The organism is Aeromonas sp. 2692-1, from assembly GCF_013085505.1.
GTDB lineage: Bacteria > Pseudomonadota > Gammaproteobacteria > Enterobacterales > Aeromonadaceae > Aeromonas > Aeromonas hydrophila.
On the sequence record NZ_CP038513.1, the window covers coordinates 3,799,666 to 3,818,521 of the forward strand.

The following is an 18,856-nucleotide window of genomic DNA, read 5'->3' on the forward strand; positions in this document are numbered from 1 at the left end:
CGCAAAAGTCATCGCAAAGCCCAATTGTAACGATATAACCTTGAGATAACTCAACTTTTAGACATAAGCATTGTTGTATCATTCGACTCTATGAAAATAGATAAAACAATTACAGCTCATAATTTAATCTAAGGCTAGACAGGGATAAGTTTATCATTTTGCACTTATCTGATGCGTATAACACATTGACAACCACATTCTGAATACACGATGTTAAACAACGACTTTTTTTCATTGGAACCATATGATTTCGCGTGGTGCCAACTAGAGGGACTGTGATGACCCAAGTAAGTGACGAGAACGAGCAAATGGAGCAATCTCTGATAGACCTCGCTGTCGAAAGTTGGCGTTTTTCACGCCTTTTTGGCAAAGTAGTCAACAAGCTTGATGTAGGTGAGTCCACTCGTTATGTCAACCAACTTCGCTATTTCCAAAAAAAAGTTGAAGATAGCTTGGACTCGAGTGGTCTCAAACTAGTCAATGTTGAAGGCCAATCCTACGATCCAGGTATGGCTGTAGCCGCTTTGAATTTGGCTGACTTTGGTCCAGAAGATATGTTGCTTGTCGATCAGATGCTGGAGCCAATCATCATGGGCCCAGAGGGTCTCCGTAAACAAGGCACAGTAATGCTAAGAAAGGTGAATACATGAAGTATGTTGGTATCGACCTTGGCACAACCAACAGTGCCATTTGTTCCTTTGATGGCGAGTCCATCCGTCTCTACAAAAGTCCCGAGCAACATGACGTAACCCCCTCAGCCATCTTTATCGATCGGCGAGGCAACAAGTTCGTCGGCTCTCGTGCATACAACAATGCTGCGCGCAACCCGGACAATGCAACTTTACTGTTCAAACGGCTCATGGGGACGAGCACGCCAGTGAAACTATCTGCGGTTAACCTTACCATGACACCGGAAGAGTGTTCCGCAGAAGTGCTCCGCGCATTGTATGGCTATCTGCCAGAAGAAATCAGAAACGATGGCGATACGGGCACTGTTATTACCGTTCCAGCAGCATTCAACCAAATGCAGAAGGATGCAACTATGTCCGCCGCTGAAGCAGCCGGGCTTGGTCGTGTAGCACTAATGCAAGAACCAGTGGCAGCAGTCATGAGCGTCATGCGACAGCGGAAAAACGATGGCATATTTCTTGTCTATGACCTCGGTGGCGGCACACTTGACATAGCTATTGCCGAAAGTATTTCTGGACGTGTGACACTGCTCGCTCATGGTGGAATTGCCATGTGTGGCGGTCGAGATTTTGATAGGATTTTATTTGATAAAATTGTCAAACCATGGCTTTTTGCGAACTTTGATCTCCCTGATGACTTATCCACCAATCCTCAGTTCAAGTCTTTACTGCGTATGGCAACTTGGGCTGCGGAAAAAGCCAAAATTGAACTGTCGCAAAAAGATGAGGCTGTAGTCAGCCTTCCCGAAACCGAGTTGAGCGTCCGCGATCTGGCTGGTGAAGAGATCTACATTGACATCATCATTGATCGCAAACAGTACGATGAACTGATTGCACCTAAGGTGGATGAGTCCATCCAAGCAACCCGTGAAACCCTCGAAAAAGCAGGTTTGAGTCCGCACGATGTTGAGAGAATTGTCTTTGTTGGCGGCCCGACTCATTACAAGCCATTACGTGACAAGGTTGCCTTCGAACTCGGCGTTGCACCATCTACAGATGTGAATCCGATGACCGCCGTTGCAGAAGGCGCAGCAGTCTTTGCGGAGTCTATCGACTGGGCATCTCAGAGCAGAGGGCGCAAGAGTGCCCGGGGGGCGCTTAGCACTGGAAATCTTAATCTCTCATTCAACTACATCGCGCGAACCCCAGATTCAAAAGCCAAGATTGTAGCTAAATTAAGTAACCCTGTTCAGGCCGGGGTTGAGTTCCAGATTGACAGCTTGGACACTGGGTGGTCATCAGGCCGGATTATTTTGCAGGATGGTGCAAGTGTAGAGCTTCATCTGACTAAACCGGGCGAGAATCTTTTCAAGGTGTTCGTTTTTGACACAAATGGAGGGCCAATATCCCTGAGTGAAGACAAAATTGTCATTGCTCGCACTGCTGTCAGCATTGATGCGATTCCTGCATCACATTCTATTGGTGTAGAAGCTCGAGACAAACTTGGGGGGCGAGTAAGTCTTGATTATCTTGTTAAAGAAGGCGATCAGTTGCCCAAGAAAGGCAAAAAAATCTTCAAGGCAGGTGAGTCTCTCAAGGCTGGAAGCACTGGCTCACTAAAGTTCAAGTTATGGGAAGGTGATATGGTAATCCCCCCATTTTTAGGGGCATTCAAAAGTAGAGGTCATGCGGCCTGTGCCAGACGCTGTTTCGGCGTGTAGCCACCCAGCGCCATATTGGGCCGCTCATGGTTATAAACCCACAGCCAGTTCGTGGCAAACTCCTGTAGTTCATTCAGTGACTCAAACAGGTAATGGCCCAGCCAGTCGTAGCGCACCGTGCGGTTAAACCGTTCGATGTAGGCATTCTGCTGCGGATTTCCTGGCTGGATATAGCCCAGGGTTATCCCCTCCTGTTTCGCCCATCGCTTGAGCTCTTCGCTGATGTATTCCGGGCCATTGTCACATCGGATAATGGCGGGCTTACCTCGCCACGTGATCACCTGCTCCAGCGCCCGTTTGACTCGTGAGGCGGGTAAGGAGAAATCCACCTCGATGCACAGCGCTTCACGATTGAAGTCATCGATCACATTAAACAGCCGCACCGAGCGGCCATCGCTGAGCTGGTCATGCATAAAGTCCATCGACCAGCACTGATTAGGCTGGTCGGGAACCGCCAACGGCTCTGGCTTAGCCCGAACCAACCGTTTCCTGGGTTTTATCCGCAGATTGAGCTCCAGCGCCCGATAGATCCGGTATACCCGTTTGTGATTCCAGCCAAAGCCTTGGACGTTGCGCAGGTACAAAAAGCATAACCCGAAGCCCCAGTTGCGCTGGCTGGCCGTGATACGTAGCAGCCAATCGGCAATTTCCTGGTTTTCATCGACCAGCACGGGCTGATAGCGATAGCAGCTTTCACTGACCTTGAAGATCCGGCAAGCCAGACGGATGGATATGGCGTAGTGAGTCACGGCTTTGGTCGCCATCTCCCGGCGGGCAGATGGCGTTACCACTTTTTTGCCATGGCCTCGGTGATGATCTCTGCCTTGAGGCGCTCCTCGGCGTACATCTTCTTGAGGCGGCGGTTTTCGTCCTCCAGCTCCTTGAGTCGAGCCATGAGGGAGGCATCCATCCCCCCGAATTTGGAACGCCACTTGTAGAAGGTGGTCGTGCTGATGCCATGCTCGCGGCAGAGCTCCGGGACGGGAGCTCCAGCCTCAGCTTGTTTGAGGATGGCGATGATCTGGGTATCGCTAAAGCGTGATGTTTTCATGTAGAACCTCCTGCGTTCAAGGTACGGGAAAATTCTACTTATGAGCACCCTGGTTTTTCGGGGGGATTACCATATCTCCGATCCCATCAACGATAACCGATTCATCGGCATGTTCGAGATCAATGGAACGGATTTCGATGATGGGGTTATTGCAGCTGGTGCTGAACTTATATGCGAGTATGAAGTACGCGATTCGGGCAATATTGTTTTGGAAGTCTCAATCCCCTCAATCAGCGGATCGTTCCCAAGTGAGCGCAATTTCTACTCCAGTCAGGAAGGTAAGGTTGACTACACCAATCAAGCTAGAATCATACGTGAGCAGTCGGAGCACACCTTGCAGCGCCTTGATGAAATAGAAGCCAAGGTCGATGACCCGCGGTTGGAACAGGCTCGAGGTAAGTTGGAACAGGCAGGAAGTATCAACATTGGAGAGGCTGACCCTGAGACAGCCAAGCAAGCAATGGATAACGTTCAAGAGGCCAAGCGACTGCTAGCGCAGGCTCGCAAAGAACATCTAAAAGACATCCGTCAACTCGACTTGGATAAGGTGACTAAGTTCTTTGACAACGTTGTGCGCCAGCATGCCCGGCCTACAGAATCGTCAGCATTTGACAGCTTGGTAAAGACGGCTCAGCTCGCAATTGCTAACAACAGCAACAACTTTGAACAGCATCTAGATGAATTACGTAGCCGCAACTTCATGATCCTGTGGCGTCAGGACTGGTTTGTGATTGATCGCTTCAAATGGTTAGCTGAGGATAACTACCTCTACGTTGATGCACACGAGCATTCTCAGCTCGTAGTTGCTGGCACAGAAGCATTAAAGATCAACGATATCGAGTCGTTGCGTACGGTGGTTGTTCATCTCGACTCCATCCGCATTGGGTCTACTGGTGAGGATGACATGCTAGCTAGTTCAAATATAGTGCGGAGTTAATCTAAGATGCCCGAGGCTTGGTTACCCATCGGATTCAAGTTACCTGACGATGTGAAAACCCATGTAGCATTGTTTGAAGGGCCATCTTGGCAAATCCTTGAAACTCAAGGAGGGGGACGTGCTCTCGTCGTACATGATGAATTGGTACAAGCCTGGTTGAAAACCGGGCTGATTGATGGCAATACATTCAGCCCGTTCCAGTTCGGAGACCTAAGACTCCAGTCATTCTCATCGGGTCCGGATCATCTGTTATGTCCTATCAGCGAGGGAAAATCACCTGACAATAAGGCCGAGGCGCTTGCCTTCGCCCTTGCGATGAAATCTACGCGTGAAATTGATATGGACTCGGCGCTTCAGGATGCACTTTACGTCGAGAAAATTTCACGATTACTCACCACCTACAGTATCAGTTCTAGGACGGACGATGAGGTGGTCCTTGGCTACTGGTTGACTGGAGGGGCGAGCATTCCAGCTACATCTTTTCGCAGATTACACCATACCATGAGTTGGTTAGGTGCGAGGCATTTGAAGGATGTTGTTCAAACCGCAGGCTTTGATGTCTCTGAGTTCATCCCGCTAGACTGCACAACCGTTTCTTCGGTGAAAACGGAAACAGCACTGGGTGTGGCACAAACCGAGAAAACCAAACAAATCGAGCCAGCGTGTAATAAGGCCTTCGAGTTGGCAGGGCGGTCAGAACTGGCGGCCTTTTTTAATGAGCACATCGTTGACATTGTCCTGAATCGTGATCGCTACAAGGCACTCGGTATTGAGTTTCCATCAGCAGTAATCCTGTACGGTCCTGCTGGCACGGGCAAGACGTTTGCCGTCGAGCGACTAGTTGATTTCCTTGGGTGGCCTAGCTTCCAGATTGACTCATCCAGCGTTGCAAGCCCCTATATCCACGAGACTAGCAGAAAGGTCTCTCAGATATTTGAGAGAGCGATTGAAACCGCGCCGTCCGTTCTGGTGATTGATGAGATGGAGGCATTTCTTGCAGATCGTGAAATGGGAGCAGGTCATCATCGTGTCGAAGAGGTAGCCGAATTTCTGCGTCGTATTCCAGAAGCCGTGAATAATGAGGTGTTGATCATTGCGATGACAAACCGGATCGACATGATTGACCCCGCTATCCAACGACGGGGACGCTTTGATCATGTTATCAAAGTAGACTTCGCGAGTGAGTTTGAAGTGCAGTCTCTACTGGACAAGTTGTTGTCCTCCTTGCCGAAGGCATCTGATGTGGACTCAAAGCCCTTGGCACAAGCACTGGCTGGACGACCATTGTCCGATGTCGCTTTTGTTGTACGGGAAAGTGCTCGGCTCGCAGCACGTTCCGGCAATATGCAGTTGGAACAAGCCGATTTACTTGCAGCTTTGAATTCGACCCCGGTACGGGGACATGGCGCGCCCAAACGACAAATCGGATTTATCTAAGAGAGACTAAGTAGTGGTGGACAAAAAACAAAACAACGAAGAAGCCAAAGGCTTCGCTGGTCTTTCTTCGCTCTTGTCGGACATAGACAGGACAGTCCTGTCTCCAGACAAAACGGAAACTGTTCGCCAAGGTATCTCACCTGGCAACGAGCCCCCAGTAAATGCACCGCCCTCTCAGCCCAAGCCAAATCCAAATGAGCATCAGCCTCATGCGGAGCCCCAACAGCAAGGTTCTGGCTTCTCTGTGTATATATGGGGTGCTGTTATTCTTTTTATCCTGTTCTGGGCAATTGCTCAGGGAGAGAAGCAACCCTCTTCTTCGGCTCCAGCCTATATATCGCCTGAACAAACCACAGCAACAAGGAATTTGGTTACGTCACAACCTCAAGAACCATCACGGCCGGACGAGTCAAAGCCACCAGTTGGACAAAATCTTGTACTCACTGTGGCGCAGATCAGGTATTGCTTGGCCGAAGATATCCGAATGGAAGGCGCGAGGGCAGCTCTCCATTCAAACAGTGACGCTCACGTTGAATATTTCAACGAACTAGTAGGTGATTACAACCGGCGCTGTTCAAATTTTCGTTACAGAAATGGCTCACTGGAGAGCGCAAAAAATGACATTGAGCCATATAGACATGAACTTTTGGCTCAGGGCAGGAACAGATTTGCTAGAGACTCGTCCACAGACAAGCAGTCCGCATCAGCAACGCCGAGGGTAGTGCCGGATGAGACAGTGCGAGCGGTTCAGCAGAAACTGAATGAACTAGGCTACAACGCGGGCTCAGCAGATGGGCTGATGGGAAAAGCTACCAGAACAGCAATTAGCTCATTCCAGAAAGAAAGTGGTTTGTCTTCTACAGGCGCTATAGACCAAGTTCTGATTCTGAAATTGCAACAAGCTTCCCCGCGCAGGGCAGCAGATAAGCCCTCAACGTATTCGAGTCAAAGTTCAAATATAAATCCGAGTGTCGGCTCCCTATCTTATGACGAAAAGTCAGCCATCGATATGGCTTGTATCTTGAAGAAATCTGAGGGGGCAGCTAGTTACAACAGATGTTTGAATGCACAACTCCGTGAACTTGCCAATGCGCCTCGCAAACCAGACATGTCCGGGCTGTCTTACAACGAAAAGTCAGCCATCGATATGGCTTGTATCTTGAAGAAATCTGAGGGGGCCGCTAGCTACAATAGATGTTTAAGTGCGCAACTCCGTGAACTTGCCAATGCGCCTCGCGAACCAGATATGTCTGGGCTGTCTTACAACGAAAAGTCAGCCATCGATATGGCTTGTATTTTGAACAAATCTGACGGTGCTGCTAGCTACAATAGATGTTTAAGTGCGCAACTCCGTGAACTTGCTAATGCCCCTCGCGAACCAGACATGTCTGGGCTGCCTTACAACGAAAAGTCAGCCATTGATATGGCATGTATTTTGATAAAATCTGAAGGCGCGGCTAGCTATAACCGCTGCTTGATTGCCAAGCTTCGCCAATTAGGAAAATGATTGTGCATAAATGCTTATAATGGGCTAAATATCATTGTTTTATGATGCAACTTGCAACTTGCAACTTGCAACTTGCAACTTGCAACAAGTTACAATTTCAAGATAGGTTTATAAAATTTGATGTCAACCATGTTACAGAAAACACCTTTCGCATTCCTTGGTGTGACCACCCGCGATGACCGCAGGCGTATCGTTGAGCTTGCTGAAGAAAAGTCATTAGAACTGGACCATGAAGCCTGCCAGAAAGCACGCTCTGATCTGACAAGCCCTCGCAATAGGCTAAGTGCTGAGGTTGCGTGGCTTCCTGGTATCTCACCTCGGAAGGCATCTCTATTGGTTGAAAACCTGATGCAAAACCCGATGGCCATCAGGTTGGAGTCTGGGTTGCCTATATTAGCACATTTGAACTTGCTTGCCGCAGCTTTTGAGGTTGTAACTGGTGAACACGATGTAGAGGACTTAAGCAATTTCATTTTAGAAGTTGCCTATTTAGTAGAAAACCTTAAACCGGAAGATGTTCTTCGTGACATAAATGAAGATCGAGCTGTATCCGGTTTTCCTGAGATTAAATCGCTGGAACAAATTGAATTTGAGTTGATAGAGCGAAAGCGCTATTACCGTAATGTAATTAAGGAAACTATTAACAAGTTACCACCAAAGTCACTAATATCTATTATGACTGAAGTGGTAGGTGTGGTTACGTCTGGTGGGATGAAACATGCACCGGAGTTGATCGATGAACTAGTCGACAGTTATGAGGTAGAGACACAAAGTTTTCTAGAAAAAGAAGCAGAAAATGTTCTTATGCTTATCACTACCGCTCGCGATTTAGCAAATGGTGGTGAAGACGAGACGGTGCTAAAAACATATATAGACAAGCTCGAAGTTGTATCACGCAATTGGGATGCCGTCGCTCAACCCATCCAAGTAAGCGCAATGTCACGTGGCACCGCCCATGACGCAAGCAGAAGTTTGGCCTATGAAATTCGCAGCCTCGCCATTGACCTTTGTAATGATCATGACATGCTGGGGTTGGCCCAACAGCTTACCGATTTGATACAAGAACTTTTTTCCGAAATTTCAGATGTGGCAGAGCGTGTTAAGCAGGATTCAGATGCGCTTGTAGATCTTATCCAAGATCGAGCCCAAGAAGAAAGACTCAAAGAGACACGGAGAAATGAGTTTGTTCGAGAAATTACTTATAGTGCTGAAGTAGGAATGATTTTCAAAGAAAAATTAAGCATTTCTCCTGATGGTATTTCTTGGAGAGGAAAATTAGTTCCTCTTGACTCGATTACTCGAGTTCGCTGGGGCGGGGTTCGTAATTCCGTAAATGGAATACCTACCGGAACTAACTATACGATAGGATTTGGAGACAAGCATTCCGAGGTCATCATTGAGCTAAAAAAGCAAACAACCTACAGCTCTTTTATTGAAAAGCTTTGGCGAGCGGTTTGTATTCGTTTGCTGGGTGAGCTTTTGGAGTCATTAAAGGCTGGTGAAGTTATAGCTTTTGGTAATGCATTAATTCACGATGATGGTATAACCTTGATAAAGCATAAATTTTGGAGCTCCGATGAAAAGGTGCACTGCCAATGGCACCAAGTTCAAATATGGGATGCCGATGGTTCATTCTTAATTGGTTCAAAAGAAGATAAGAAAGCCTATGTTAGTATTTCATACATTAATGTAGCTAACACACATATTCTAGAACAGGCAATTCGGATGGCTTTTAAAAAGCCGGGGATGCGACGTTTAAGCGATTTATTAATGTAATTTAGCCAAATTGCTCTGTACGCATGATAGGATGTCAGCTAATAAATACCCGTATAAGATAGTGGAGCGAGGTCATACGGTTTCAAGCCAGATAACGAAACTTATACCCCAACCGTATTATCTGGAGTCACCGTATGTACAGATCTAGTTGTCACTGGCCCCCGGTGTCAGATGATAACTAAATCTGTACAGCTAATGCGGTAGTCATTACATGTGGATGATATGCTCGCAGAGCAATATAAATAAAAACATTTTTGCCGTTCGATTTAATAGACACGAGGCTTAAACAGAACATAAACAGACGAATTCCTGCATATAGAATGACATCAATGCTTGAATGACATGTTCTAGTTGTTTTCAATGTGATTCATATTTTATTTTGAAAACAAAGGCTCAATTGTTTATTTTAGCATCATAATGCATTTTAAATGCAATGTCTAAAATCAGCACTAGGCGCTCTTGTGCATGAAAGGGGGATATGTAAGGGGGGTAATTCTGGATGCAATCTATTTATAGATAGAGGTTCATTGCATGCTTGCATCCAGATGGTAGATATTGTGTGCTTAGGCTGACACATCAGTGAGTAAATCTGTGGCGATATACTCATACGTTTTATCCGGCCTCCTCTCCCGCCGAACCCAAGCATTTGCGACGCATTTTCTGATATAGTTTTTTGCCTGCCGTTCCTGTATGGAAAATTCCGCACAAAAGGAGTTCACTAACTCGGCTGCTGATACTGAGGTATGCCCACTCAGAGCTTTTTTCAGGGAAGTTAATAATGTGTTGTTATCACTATCATTCGCGCTGACGAATATCAGATGTTCTGTTCGGTTTAATAAAATCTCATCAGGAGTTTCAACCGCTCTCGAACTAAACCTGAGGCTGAATCTAGCCCCCTGCCCATCCCGTAATGCTAGTGACATAACGCCATCAGCCTCACCATGAATGGATGATGCCCCCCTGATACCAGCAGCGCCTGCGTTGTAACCCTCCGCTCCTGGCGAGGATTTTCTTGCATGATGCACAACAATGTGGGCTGCGGGTTGACTTATTTTTCTGATGGACCGCATCACCTGGCCCATCATGCTATTATCATTTTCCGCCGCCGTATGCATCCTGGCTAGTACATCCCAAATAATCAGGTCAGGCTGGATCTCATTCACGATGGAGATCATTTTTTTCGCCTCTACAGGATCCAATACATCCGTTGTCTGGAAATCACCACACCGGAAAAAATTCCGCTCAATTGTTTGGTCAGTCACATTATTATGTGCTGTCATGGTTAAAAAGCGTTTCCAAAACAACCGATCTTTTAGCTCAAAATCCATATACAACACTCGTGCTGGATTTCGATTCCTCCAGTTGAGGAACTGTCCTCCACTGGCGATAGCCAATGCGAGCTGCGTTGCGACCAGCGATTTACCAGATTTGGGGGCGCCATTGATGATCCACTGATCACCCTGCTCAATCAGTTCGTCCAACAACCAAATCGGTTTTTGCTCACTGGCAATCCGCCCCTCACTAACCCCCCAAGCTAACATTCTATTCTGGAGCATACATACTCCTCCCAAAAAAAGTTATTATTATTTGTTGTTTTTATAAATCAATGGTAGATATTAATTATTGCTATTTATAAAGATAAACATTGCAAGTAATCTTGTATTGATGATGTTCCGCAAATATAAAAAACAAACGCCATTCAGAATATTTTACAAAGAAAGATCTGAATCCATTTCATGACGTGCAGTCCTCTGGCCAGAGTGCTCGTGCTGAGATTTTAATGCATACGCTCCAGGCCTCATCCTGAAACGTGCAATTTTTTTGGCTGCTAATATAGGGTTATCCATTATGATTCTAAGACCTCGAGTAGCAATCTCACCGACCTCTGCGTACTCTCTACGGAGCCGCTCAAGGTCTGAACCTGCTCCTGCAACTGTTCGAGCGAAACGCTCATCTGATGAATGGAGTTCTCGGCAGAGACGTTGCTGTCGCTGGTATGCGTGTTCAAATGCTGCACCATGGTCAGCAAGACCTGATGGTCGTTCATTATCTGCTGCTGTGTGACATGCTGCGATTGAACCTGCTCCCTGAGTGTTGCTATCGAGCTCATCTGCTCGGTGTTGATAAAACTGAGCAACTCTAATAATTGTTTCTCTAAATTCATGATTCACTCCTAGTAATGCTAAAATAGCGCTCAAAATTTTCATCAGCAGTTGAATTAATGCCTTTTCGGTGTCTACTGTTAGGGTTCCCTCAGGGTTAATTGGGGTCAGTGTGTAACCTGCATATAGCTGCATCTGCTGTTGCCAAAAAAGAGCATTTGTTGGCTGTTTGCGATGTCTCTGGGTTATCACTGCGGCCATACCTGTCGGTCGTCTCACAGGCCTCGGAGAGGGCATTGGGTGCAGCGTCTCAGTGACGTTATAGCGGCTCTGATTGAAGGCCCGGCGTTTGGCTATCCGCTCCTCAATCTGCTGCCAGAGTGCATCCAACGACGGTTGTGGAGGCGTTGTTATCGTCAACGTCGGTCTCACCACATCAATACTGGTAAACGCACGGCTAAATAAAGGTCCTTTCAGCCGAAAAGCCTTGATCTTTCCCTCTGGCACAATCCGTATGTAATCCTTTTTAGCCTCGACTTCGCTAATACCATACATTTGTCGAGTCTGAGGTTGCTCCAGCCAATCAATCACAGCTTGTCGGTTACATAACTGACCCTGAGTTACCCGTAACTGCACCGCATCAGATAACGCTGCAATCAAGTCCGCATTTTTACTGTACCGTGGTATTGTTCCTGTCAGCCTCTGGCGTTGCGGATCATCTGGACGTGCGAGGTTATGTTTCAGGTTGAGGTAATCGCGGATCGCATTAAAATCTCCTTCCGCACCTGGTGGGTGAGGGTTGAAATATTTTCCAGTGCGAAGATTAATCCGTGGGATTAAGAAATGATTCTCCAGATTTTGTTCATGCGTATGTTGTACCCACAAGATCATCCTGTCCTCTATGGGTAATCCAGCAAAAACCAGCTCCTCCATCAATGCACGAAATTCCTGAGCAATATCAGGATTGGAGCTCAGCGCCTGGTTGTCCTCAATTGCATGTGCAATGACACCGCTGGTGTATTTATATTTATGTGGCGATATCTCGATTGCATAAGTAATGTCTCGTGGATTTCCAGCCAACAGCTCAGGTGGTGGAGTCCGTTGTACACCATGGATCAGTCTCAGTTGTTGGTTCAACCGATGAACCAATGGAGCGTCATTTTTATCACGAGCAACCCTAATCGCATCAGCGATTGTACTACGCTCATTTTTTTGTTGCGGCGTCAGAGCGCTGTAGATACCCAGTAGGTAATCTATTGGGGCGCTGGATTTAGTCTGGCGATGCCCATTGGTTGCAAAAAATCTAATCACCGCCATAGCTCATGCTCCTCATACTCACTCTCGATTAATGCTGGATTTACCTCCACTGCATCCTCGTCATCCTCACCTGAGTGTGACCATGTAGTGTCTGGGGTCGCAGTATCGCTTTTGTCATGGCGTATAACCCGAGATGGCTGTGTTAATTGTGGTGATAACATCTCGTTGATTTTATCAACCTGCTCTTTATGTTGTTTTTCTAGTTCCCTGAGTTCGTATAAAATAAAAAGTAGATTTACATCGCCCTTATGGGAGTTACACCATTTTACTAGCTGATTGAAATTGTTATAAAACCCGGTCTGTTGCGCAATAAGATTATTTATTGTGTCGCGTAATGTTTCTGCTGGAGAAATGACGATTTTCAATTTTGTGAGAGATTGAGATGCTAACCTCGATACAGTGATGCTTGCATTTTTAGCCTTTTTCTCCCAACGACGTTTTTCCTCATATGTGCAGCGTAGCTCGATTCGATGATCACGGATCTCTGTAAAACTCGGCAGCATTTGTCGAACGATGTCTGTATCCATATTTACATCTCTAGCTATACCGTTAATAGTGACAGCGATATCGTCATTGATGCACCTGATAACGGCCCTTTCAATGAGCAGCATGAGATCAGGATCTCTTGTCAGCTCCTCACGTAAAGTATTATTTTTGCTATTCCTTAATTTTTTATTTTCTTTTCCCACGTATTGTCTCCTGGCTGCTGAACAGCTCTAATTTATATATTTAGCGGGTCTGGGCGGCAGCCCAGGTAGGTCCAGGGCGACAGCCATGGCAAGGCTCCGTACACCGTACATTGCGGAACGCAATTTGTACGGTGTAGGAGTGACCTTGCTCTTATTACTTTTCGCCAAAAAACGATTTGTCAAAAACACACTTTTTATCCATGTGCTTTTGCCTGATACGATGCCGTACAAATTCTGCCTACAACTATCCGTACAACCAATATTCTGGCTGCTGGAAATTCTGTTTATTTTGCTAAATTCTGTTGCCCGTCACTACCGTATTGCTCAGTGCCTGTTGTAGCCACGCCATTAATTGCTGGTGCATCTGTGGGTTAGCCATCAGTGCATTCAAATCAACAGGTGGTAATATGGCTGGCACGGATTTGGATGCCTCAACCAGTCCGGGATCATCACCATGAATACAATCGTGTAGGGCCACTTCTGCTTTGGCACCAAAGTCAGCCGCATCCTCGGTCAACCATCGACCATAGTGGCGCTCGATCATCGCAGTCCCGTTGTGCCCCATTTGCCGGGCAATCCACTCTACGTTCACGCCAGCAGACAACAGTTGGCTCGCGTAGGTGTGGCGCAGCTGAGATGGTCCACGGTATTTGACACCCACCAGGTCACAATGCGGCTGAAAAAATGTTTCCCTGTACTCGTCAACCGAGGCGTAGGGTCGCCTTGCTGGGCGGTTATAGGCTACCAAGGTACGGCTAATTATCTTTTTAGTGCGATTATCTGTCTGGGTTACCGTGATCGATCTGGGCCTACGATGGCTAGCCTGTGCTATCAAGATACGTGCGGCTATTATTCCCTGTTCAGTCAGCTCAATCTTCCGCAGCGATCCTTTGGTTTTTGGCGTCTTATAAGCACCATCAACCAACGCGAGATCTACCGTCAAGATCCGTTTGTCTAGATCAAATGCTTCAACGCTCACAGCCAGTAATTCACTGATCCGCAATCCGGTTGCAAGCCCTAATTGGATTAATGCCACTTCAATCGGATTGCTTTCTTGCCGTTGCAGCAAGAGTTTTATCTCTTTTTTTAGAAAGGGTTGCGGCTCTTCAATCTCAAACCGGCATTTCTTGATGCTATCCATCGGGCTCAATGCTATCAGGCCATCACTCTTGGCTCTGGCAAACACCTGCCTGAGAATATCGAGGTAATGATTAACGGTATTACCCTTATACCTCTTAAGGAGTTTGGCAATCATTAACTCTAATTTGGTCGTGGTGACCGTAACCAATAGCTCTTTTCCAATCAGCGTCTGAAGTTGCTTTGTCTTTCGATAATAGGCCTTAAATGTTGATTGGGCGTACTGGTTTTTCTTGATCGTCAGGTTTTCAGTCAATGCATCTGCAACAGTTTTTCGATCTAGTTCTGTGGCCTGCGGGTTCTTGTCATAGGTCATTTGCTCTCATTCCAGCTAACTCTTGCCAGCAGGTTACGAGCGTTCAAGCACCATGCCAACACATTTCGATCACACATTTTTATGGATGTCAATATTTATATTTACAAATATTTATAGGGGCTAATATTGACATGGGCGCATGATATGAATTGGTACTGCAACGACCCACCGTATTGAGATGGGTTGGCTCCTGCGCCCTGGCTATGGCACCAGATGTCATGCTGTCTGGGAGGGGCGCTAACCGCTACATACAGCGCTTAGCGACATATCCAGAGCTCAGGTGGCCTCTCTTCAAATGACGGTCACTAGATCCGCCGGTATCAACTCGATCTTCGCTTTCAACAGGGCAATGCTCACCCGTTTGCCGTAGCGGCCAAAGGTCAGCCCCTCCTTGCTGTGTCCTACCAGCTCCGCCACGATGTGCTCTGCCACATCCGCCTGCTGCAACTCATCAACAAAGGTGTGGCGCATGCCATAGATCGTCGGCCGCCCCTTACCGACAATGCCTGCATTGGTGAGATGGCGCTGGAACCGACACACCAGGTTGTGTGACCAGTCGGCGTCCTGGCCCGAGGGTTTATCGTCAAACAGGTACTGGCTGCCCTGGCTACGGCAGTGGCCGACATACTCTAGGAAGTGATGTCTGATCAGTGCACTGTGCAGCGGAACATCACGGTAGGCGTTGGCCGTCTTGAGCTGCTGATCTTCTTCGCCCGCCTCGACCACCAGACACCAGATCCCCTCGATCTGTTTGACGTTCCGGGTCTTGAGTTGACATGCCTCAGACGGGCGCAGTCCGGCGTAGAGGCAGAGCAGCGGCACCCAGAAGTCCTGGGGCTTGAGTTTTTTGCCTTTTTGGGATTGTTTGGCTCGCAGGCTCGCAAACAGGGTGTCCAGTTGCGGGCGATGCCAGCGTACCCTGGCTTCATCTGCCCGCTTTTTCACTGGCTTCTTGCCCGCCGTTAAGCTGTCGAACGGGTTGCGGCTGCAATAGCCCAGGATCATGCACCAGCGGAAGAACTGCTTGGTGGCGGCAAGGTAATCTGATTTGGTTTTGAAGCTGATACTGTCGTTACGGAGCAGAGTGTTACGGAAGGCTTGAGCTAGGGCAGGCGTTATCTCATCGACCATGTGCCCCTTGGCCCAAGTGACGAACGCCTGAACCCGCAGTTGGAGTTGTCCGACGGATTTATGCTGGATCCCCTCACTGGCCTTACTCTCAATAAACTTCGTCAGCGCCTGTCTGAGGGGGACCCCTGTAGTAGGTGGAGAGGTATCGACGGGTTGCTTGATGGTCTGGGGAACGGACGAAAGCGCAACAGAAAGAGCATGATATTGCGGTACGGTAAAGCCCGCCGCTTTGAATGCATCGATCTCAGCTCTGATCCAGGCATGAAAACTATGGGTCGTGGCATCGGCAGGTGTCGCCGCAATGAGGGTGCGGACACGCGCCGCCAGCACCAGATTACGGTCTACGGCAACTTGACGTTCTTTGGTAAGGAGGGAAGTGCGGATAGCAAACGGCAAGCCTCGGTCACGCAAATTCTTGGGCAAGGGAAGCCGAGTGTAGTAGGTGCCGGAGGCATTTTTGCTCAGATACATGATTGTTCCACCCAGTTGATCCAGGAAAAAAATCACGTAAGTCTAGAAATGAAAAAACCCGTTGAAATTCAACGGGTTATATTTGGCGGTGAGGGAGGGATTCGAACCCTCGATACGTTGCCGTATACACACTTTCCAGGCGTGCTCCTTCAGCCACTCGGACACCTCACCAAATTTTGGTCTGCTGTTTAACGTGCTCAGCCAGCACGATGTTCGCTGCGCTGTTGCGCTGGAACGGGGCGTAATGTACGGGATACGACGGCATGCGGTCAATGCAATTTTTCACTTTTTGCGTTCGTTTGCTCATTATCCGAACCAAGTGACTAAAAACATGCCGTTTCGTATCCCTTTCCATCAATTTCCAGTCGCTTCGTGCAAGTGCTCGCCTTTGAGCGCCTCTTCCAGCGAGCCGTAAAACTCCAGCTGACCGGGCACCGGACGCACCTTGGCGCGCGCCAGGGTCTTGAGCGGCTGGAACTGCAACTCGGCCACCCGCAGTTGCACTCCCGCCTTGGCCATCTGCTTTTCAAACTGCAGGAAGGCGGAGAGCCCGCCGGCGTCCAGGATGGAGACCGCCTCCATCTGCAGTACCAGCAGCTTGTGGCCCTTGACCTGGGCCACCAGCTCGCCGAACACCCGCTCGGCAGCGGCAAAGAACAGCGGGCCGTTGATCTTGTAGAGCAGCGCCTGCTCCGGCACCTCATGGGCATAGCGCTTGTGATCCGCCAGATCGTGCAGCTTGGTCATCTTGGCAATCTCGCGCATGAACAGCAGGGAGGCGAGGATCACCCCGAAGGTGATGGCGATGACCATGTCGAAGATGACGGTCAGCGACAGACAGACCAGCAGCACCAGCACGTCGGATTTGGGTGCACGCCGGATCAGCTCCACCACCTTGTGCGCCTCGCTCATGTTCCAGGCGACGATGAGCAGCAGGGCCGCCATGGCCGAAAGCGGCAGCCAGGAGAGCCAGGGCGCCAGTACCAGAATGGCCGCCAGCACCACCAGCGCATGCACGATGCCGGAGATGGGAGAAGTTGCCCCGGCCCGCACGTTGGCGGCGGAGCGGGCAATGGCGGCGGTGGCGGTGATGCCGCCGAAGAAGGGGGCGACGATGTTGCCAAGCCCCTGCCCCACCAGCTCGGCGTTGGAGCTGTGCTTGCGACCCGTCATGCCGTCCAGCACCACGGCGCAGAGCAAGGATTCGATGGCTCCCAGCATCGCCATGGAGAAGGCGGCGGGCAACAGGCGCTCGATGGCGGCCAGGTTCCACTCCACCGGCGAGCCATCCGGCCCCGGCAGAGCCCAGGGCATCACCAGAGTCGGCGCGATGGGCGGGATCCCCATGCCCTGGCTGCCGTCGGCCAGGGTATAGCTGAACTTGCTGCCGATGGTGGCGACGTCCACCCCGAACTGATGCAGGCCAAAGCCAAGGCCCACCCCCACCAACACGGCGGGCAGGTGGCCGGGTACCGGCAGCCGCAGGCGCGGCCAGAGCAGCAGCACCGCCAGGGTCGCAATCCCGACCAGCGTATCCCCCCACTGCCAGCTGGGCAGGGCATGGGCCAGCGCCTCGACCTTGCCGAGGTAGGTTTCCGGCATCTCGGGTACGTGCAAGCCGAAGAAGTCCTTGATCTGCAGGGTTGCGATCACGATGGCGATACCACCGGTAAAGCCCAGAGTCACCGAAGGCGGAATGTACTCGATGAGGCGTCCGAGCCGGGCCACCCCCATGGCCACCAGAAAGAAGCCCGAGATCAAGGTCGCCATCAACAGGCCGCCCACGCCGAACTGCTGGGCCACCGGATAGAGGATCACCACGAAGGCGGCGGTCGGCCCCGAGATGGAGAAGCGGGAGCCACCGGTCACAGCGATGACGATACCGGCGATGATGGCGGTATAGAGACCGTGCTGCGGCGGCACACCGCTGGCGATGGCCAGCGCCATGGCCAGCGGAATGGCGATGATGCCGACCGTGATGCCGGCGATCAGGTCGCGGCCGAAGCGAGGAACGCTGTAGGGTTCGTCAATACAGGATTGGCGTAAAGCAATAGCCAGCTTCACGCTTTGCAAAGGTGCTTGGTTGTGCATGTATTCGTAATACCAGAAGAGGGAGATAAAGGCCGGATTGAACCGGCGCCCGATCATCATCAAGGGCCGGCAGAGCTGTCGACACGGCGATGGTATCCTCGCCAACCATACCCCAGCCGATGAAATATTTCGATGGGCGGGATCAATGAATGGCCGTTACCACGCAGAATTACCGTTTATTGTCAGCATATCGACCACTTTTCTCACCATTACGCAGCACACTCACTTCGCCTGCTAACCAATTTATCCCGCCCTTATGCGTGCCCCTGCTCCTTCCCTCCTTTATGTCTGCCATTGCTCGGCCATAAGCCAGCTGCCTATCCCGGACCATGCCATCCCGAGCATCGGCATATCCTCGCCCATCCCCTCTTCATGCCACTGAGCCGTCTCACTGAGCCCGAGAGGTCAACGCCAAGCTGCTGATTGTGCTGAAAATAGTCCGCAACGGCCAAGTTTTGGGCAAACGGGCCAAAATCCCCTTTTTGCAGCGGATCGCGGGTTGACACCCGGCGGATGGGCCATTAATATCCGCACCGTCTCGACG

13 protein-coding genes and 1 tRNA gene are annotated in these 18,856 nt (G+C 49.4%); 6 read left to right on the forward strand and 8 right to left on the reverse strand.

Features of this window, described 5'->3' with window-relative positions:
- Positions 1-278 precede the first annotated feature (278 nt).
- Together E5E97_RS17765 and E5E97_RS17770 are read left to right on the forward strand one after the other, a co-directional pair.
- Positions 279-650, forward strand: coding sequence for a hypothetical protein (locus E5E97_RS17765; protein ID WP_171281236.1), 372 nt, complete (start codon positions 279-281; stop codon positions 648-650).
- Positions 647-2,350 (forward strand): Hsp70 family protein, encoded by a 1,704-nt coding sequence (locus E5E97_RS17770; RefSeq protein ID WP_253265099.1) that lies wholly within the window; start codon positions 647-649, stop codon positions 2,348-2,350. Before E5E97_RS17765 ends, E5E97_RS17770 begins: the two co-directional genes overlap by 4 nt.
- Here E5E97_RS17770 and E5E97_RS17775 read toward each other — a convergent pair.
- Positions 2,314-3,401, reverse strand: a protein-coding gene (locus E5E97_RS17775) for an IS3-like element ISKpn10 family transposase (protein ID WP_099368947.1) whose coding sequence is annotated in 2 segments (ribosomal slippage) — positions 2,314-3,149 and positions 3,149-3,401 — 1,089 coding nt in all. Because the reading frame shifts where the segments join, the coding sequence is not laid out codon by codon here. The genes E5E97_RS17770 and E5E97_RS17775 overlap by 37 nt on opposite strands.
- A gap of 40 nt (positions 3,402-3,441) precedes the next feature.
- On the opposite strand from E5E97_RS17775, the gene E5E97_RS17780 reads away from it, so the two are divergent.
- From E5E97_RS17780 to E5E97_RS17795, 4 genes are all read left to right on the forward strand, one after another.
- Positions 3,442-4,338: a hypothetical protein gene (locus tag E5E97_RS17780; RefSeq protein WP_216368124.1), complete on the forward strand. Its 897-nt coding sequence runs from the start codon at positions 3,442-3,444 to the stop codon at positions 4,336-4,338.
- 6 nt (positions 4,339-4,344) lie between these two features.
- Positions 4,345-5,775, forward strand: a complete 1,431-nt coding sequence (locus tag E5E97_RS17785) for an ATP-binding protein (RefSeq protein WP_171280681.1) — start codon at positions 4,345-4,347, stop codon at positions 5,773-5,775.
- A gap of 16 nt (positions 5,776-5,791) precedes the next feature.
- Positions 5,792-7,282 (forward strand): peptidoglycan-binding protein, encoded by a 1,491-nt coding sequence (locus E5E97_RS17790; protein WP_171280682.1) that lies wholly within the window; start codon positions 5,792-5,794, stop codon positions 7,280-7,282.
- A gap of 129 nt (positions 7,283-7,411) precedes the next feature.
- Positions 7,412-9,058 (forward strand): hypothetical protein, encoded by a 1,647-nt coding sequence (locus E5E97_RS17795; RefSeq protein ID WP_216368125.1) that lies wholly within the window; start codon positions 7,412-7,414, stop codon positions 9,056-9,058.
- Between the two features lie 563 nt (positions 9,059-9,621).
- On the opposite strand, the gene E5E97_RS17800 is transcribed toward E5E97_RS17795, so the two are convergent.
- From E5E97_RS17800 to dauA, 7 genes are all read right to left on the reverse strand, one after another.
- Positions 9,622-10,614: an AAA family ATPase gene (locus E5E97_RS17800; RefSeq protein ID WP_113740743.1), complete on the reverse strand. Its 993-nt coding sequence runs from the start codon at positions 10,612-10,614 to the stop codon at positions 9,622-9,624.
- A 153-nt stretch (positions 10,615-10,767) separates the two neighbouring features.
- Positions 10,768-12,477: a relaxase/mobilization nuclease domain-containing protein gene (locus E5E97_RS17805; protein ID WP_241658066.1), complete on the reverse strand. Its 1,710-nt coding sequence runs from the start codon at positions 12,475-12,477 to the stop codon at positions 10,768-10,770.
- Complete coding sequence (locus E5E97_RS17810; protein ID WP_005346571.1) at positions 12,468-13,166, reverse strand: hypothetical protein; 699 nt, start codon at positions 13,164-13,166, stop codon at positions 12,468-12,470. The genes E5E97_RS17805 and E5E97_RS17810 overlap by 10 nt, the downstream gene beginning before the upstream one ends.
- Positions 13,167-13,458: 292 nt before the next feature.
- Positions 13,459-14,619 (reverse strand): site-specific integrase, encoded by a 1,161-nt coding sequence (locus tag E5E97_RS17815; protein WP_005346570.1) that lies wholly within the window; start codon positions 14,617-14,619, stop codon positions 13,459-13,461.
- A gap of 291 nt (positions 14,620-14,910) precedes the next feature.
- On the reverse strand, positions 14,911-16,221 hold the full coding sequence (locus tag E5E97_RS17820; RefSeq protein WP_148140660.1) for a site-specific integrase: 1,311 nt from the start codon (positions 16,219-16,221) through the stop codon (positions 14,911-14,913).
- Between the two features lie 83 nt (positions 16,222-16,304).
- Positions 16,305-16,392, reverse strand: a tRNA-Ser gene (locus tag E5E97_RS17825).
- A gap of 183 nt (positions 16,393-16,575) precedes the next feature.
- The gene (gene dauA / locus E5E97_RS17830) at positions 16,576-18,372 is read right to left on the reverse strand and encodes a C4-dicarboxylic acid transporter DauA (protein ID WP_171280683.1); all 1,797 of its coding nucleotides are present in this window, start codon (positions 18,370-18,372) and stop codon (positions 16,576-16,578) included.
- Positions 18,373-18,856: the final 484 nt, after the last annotated feature.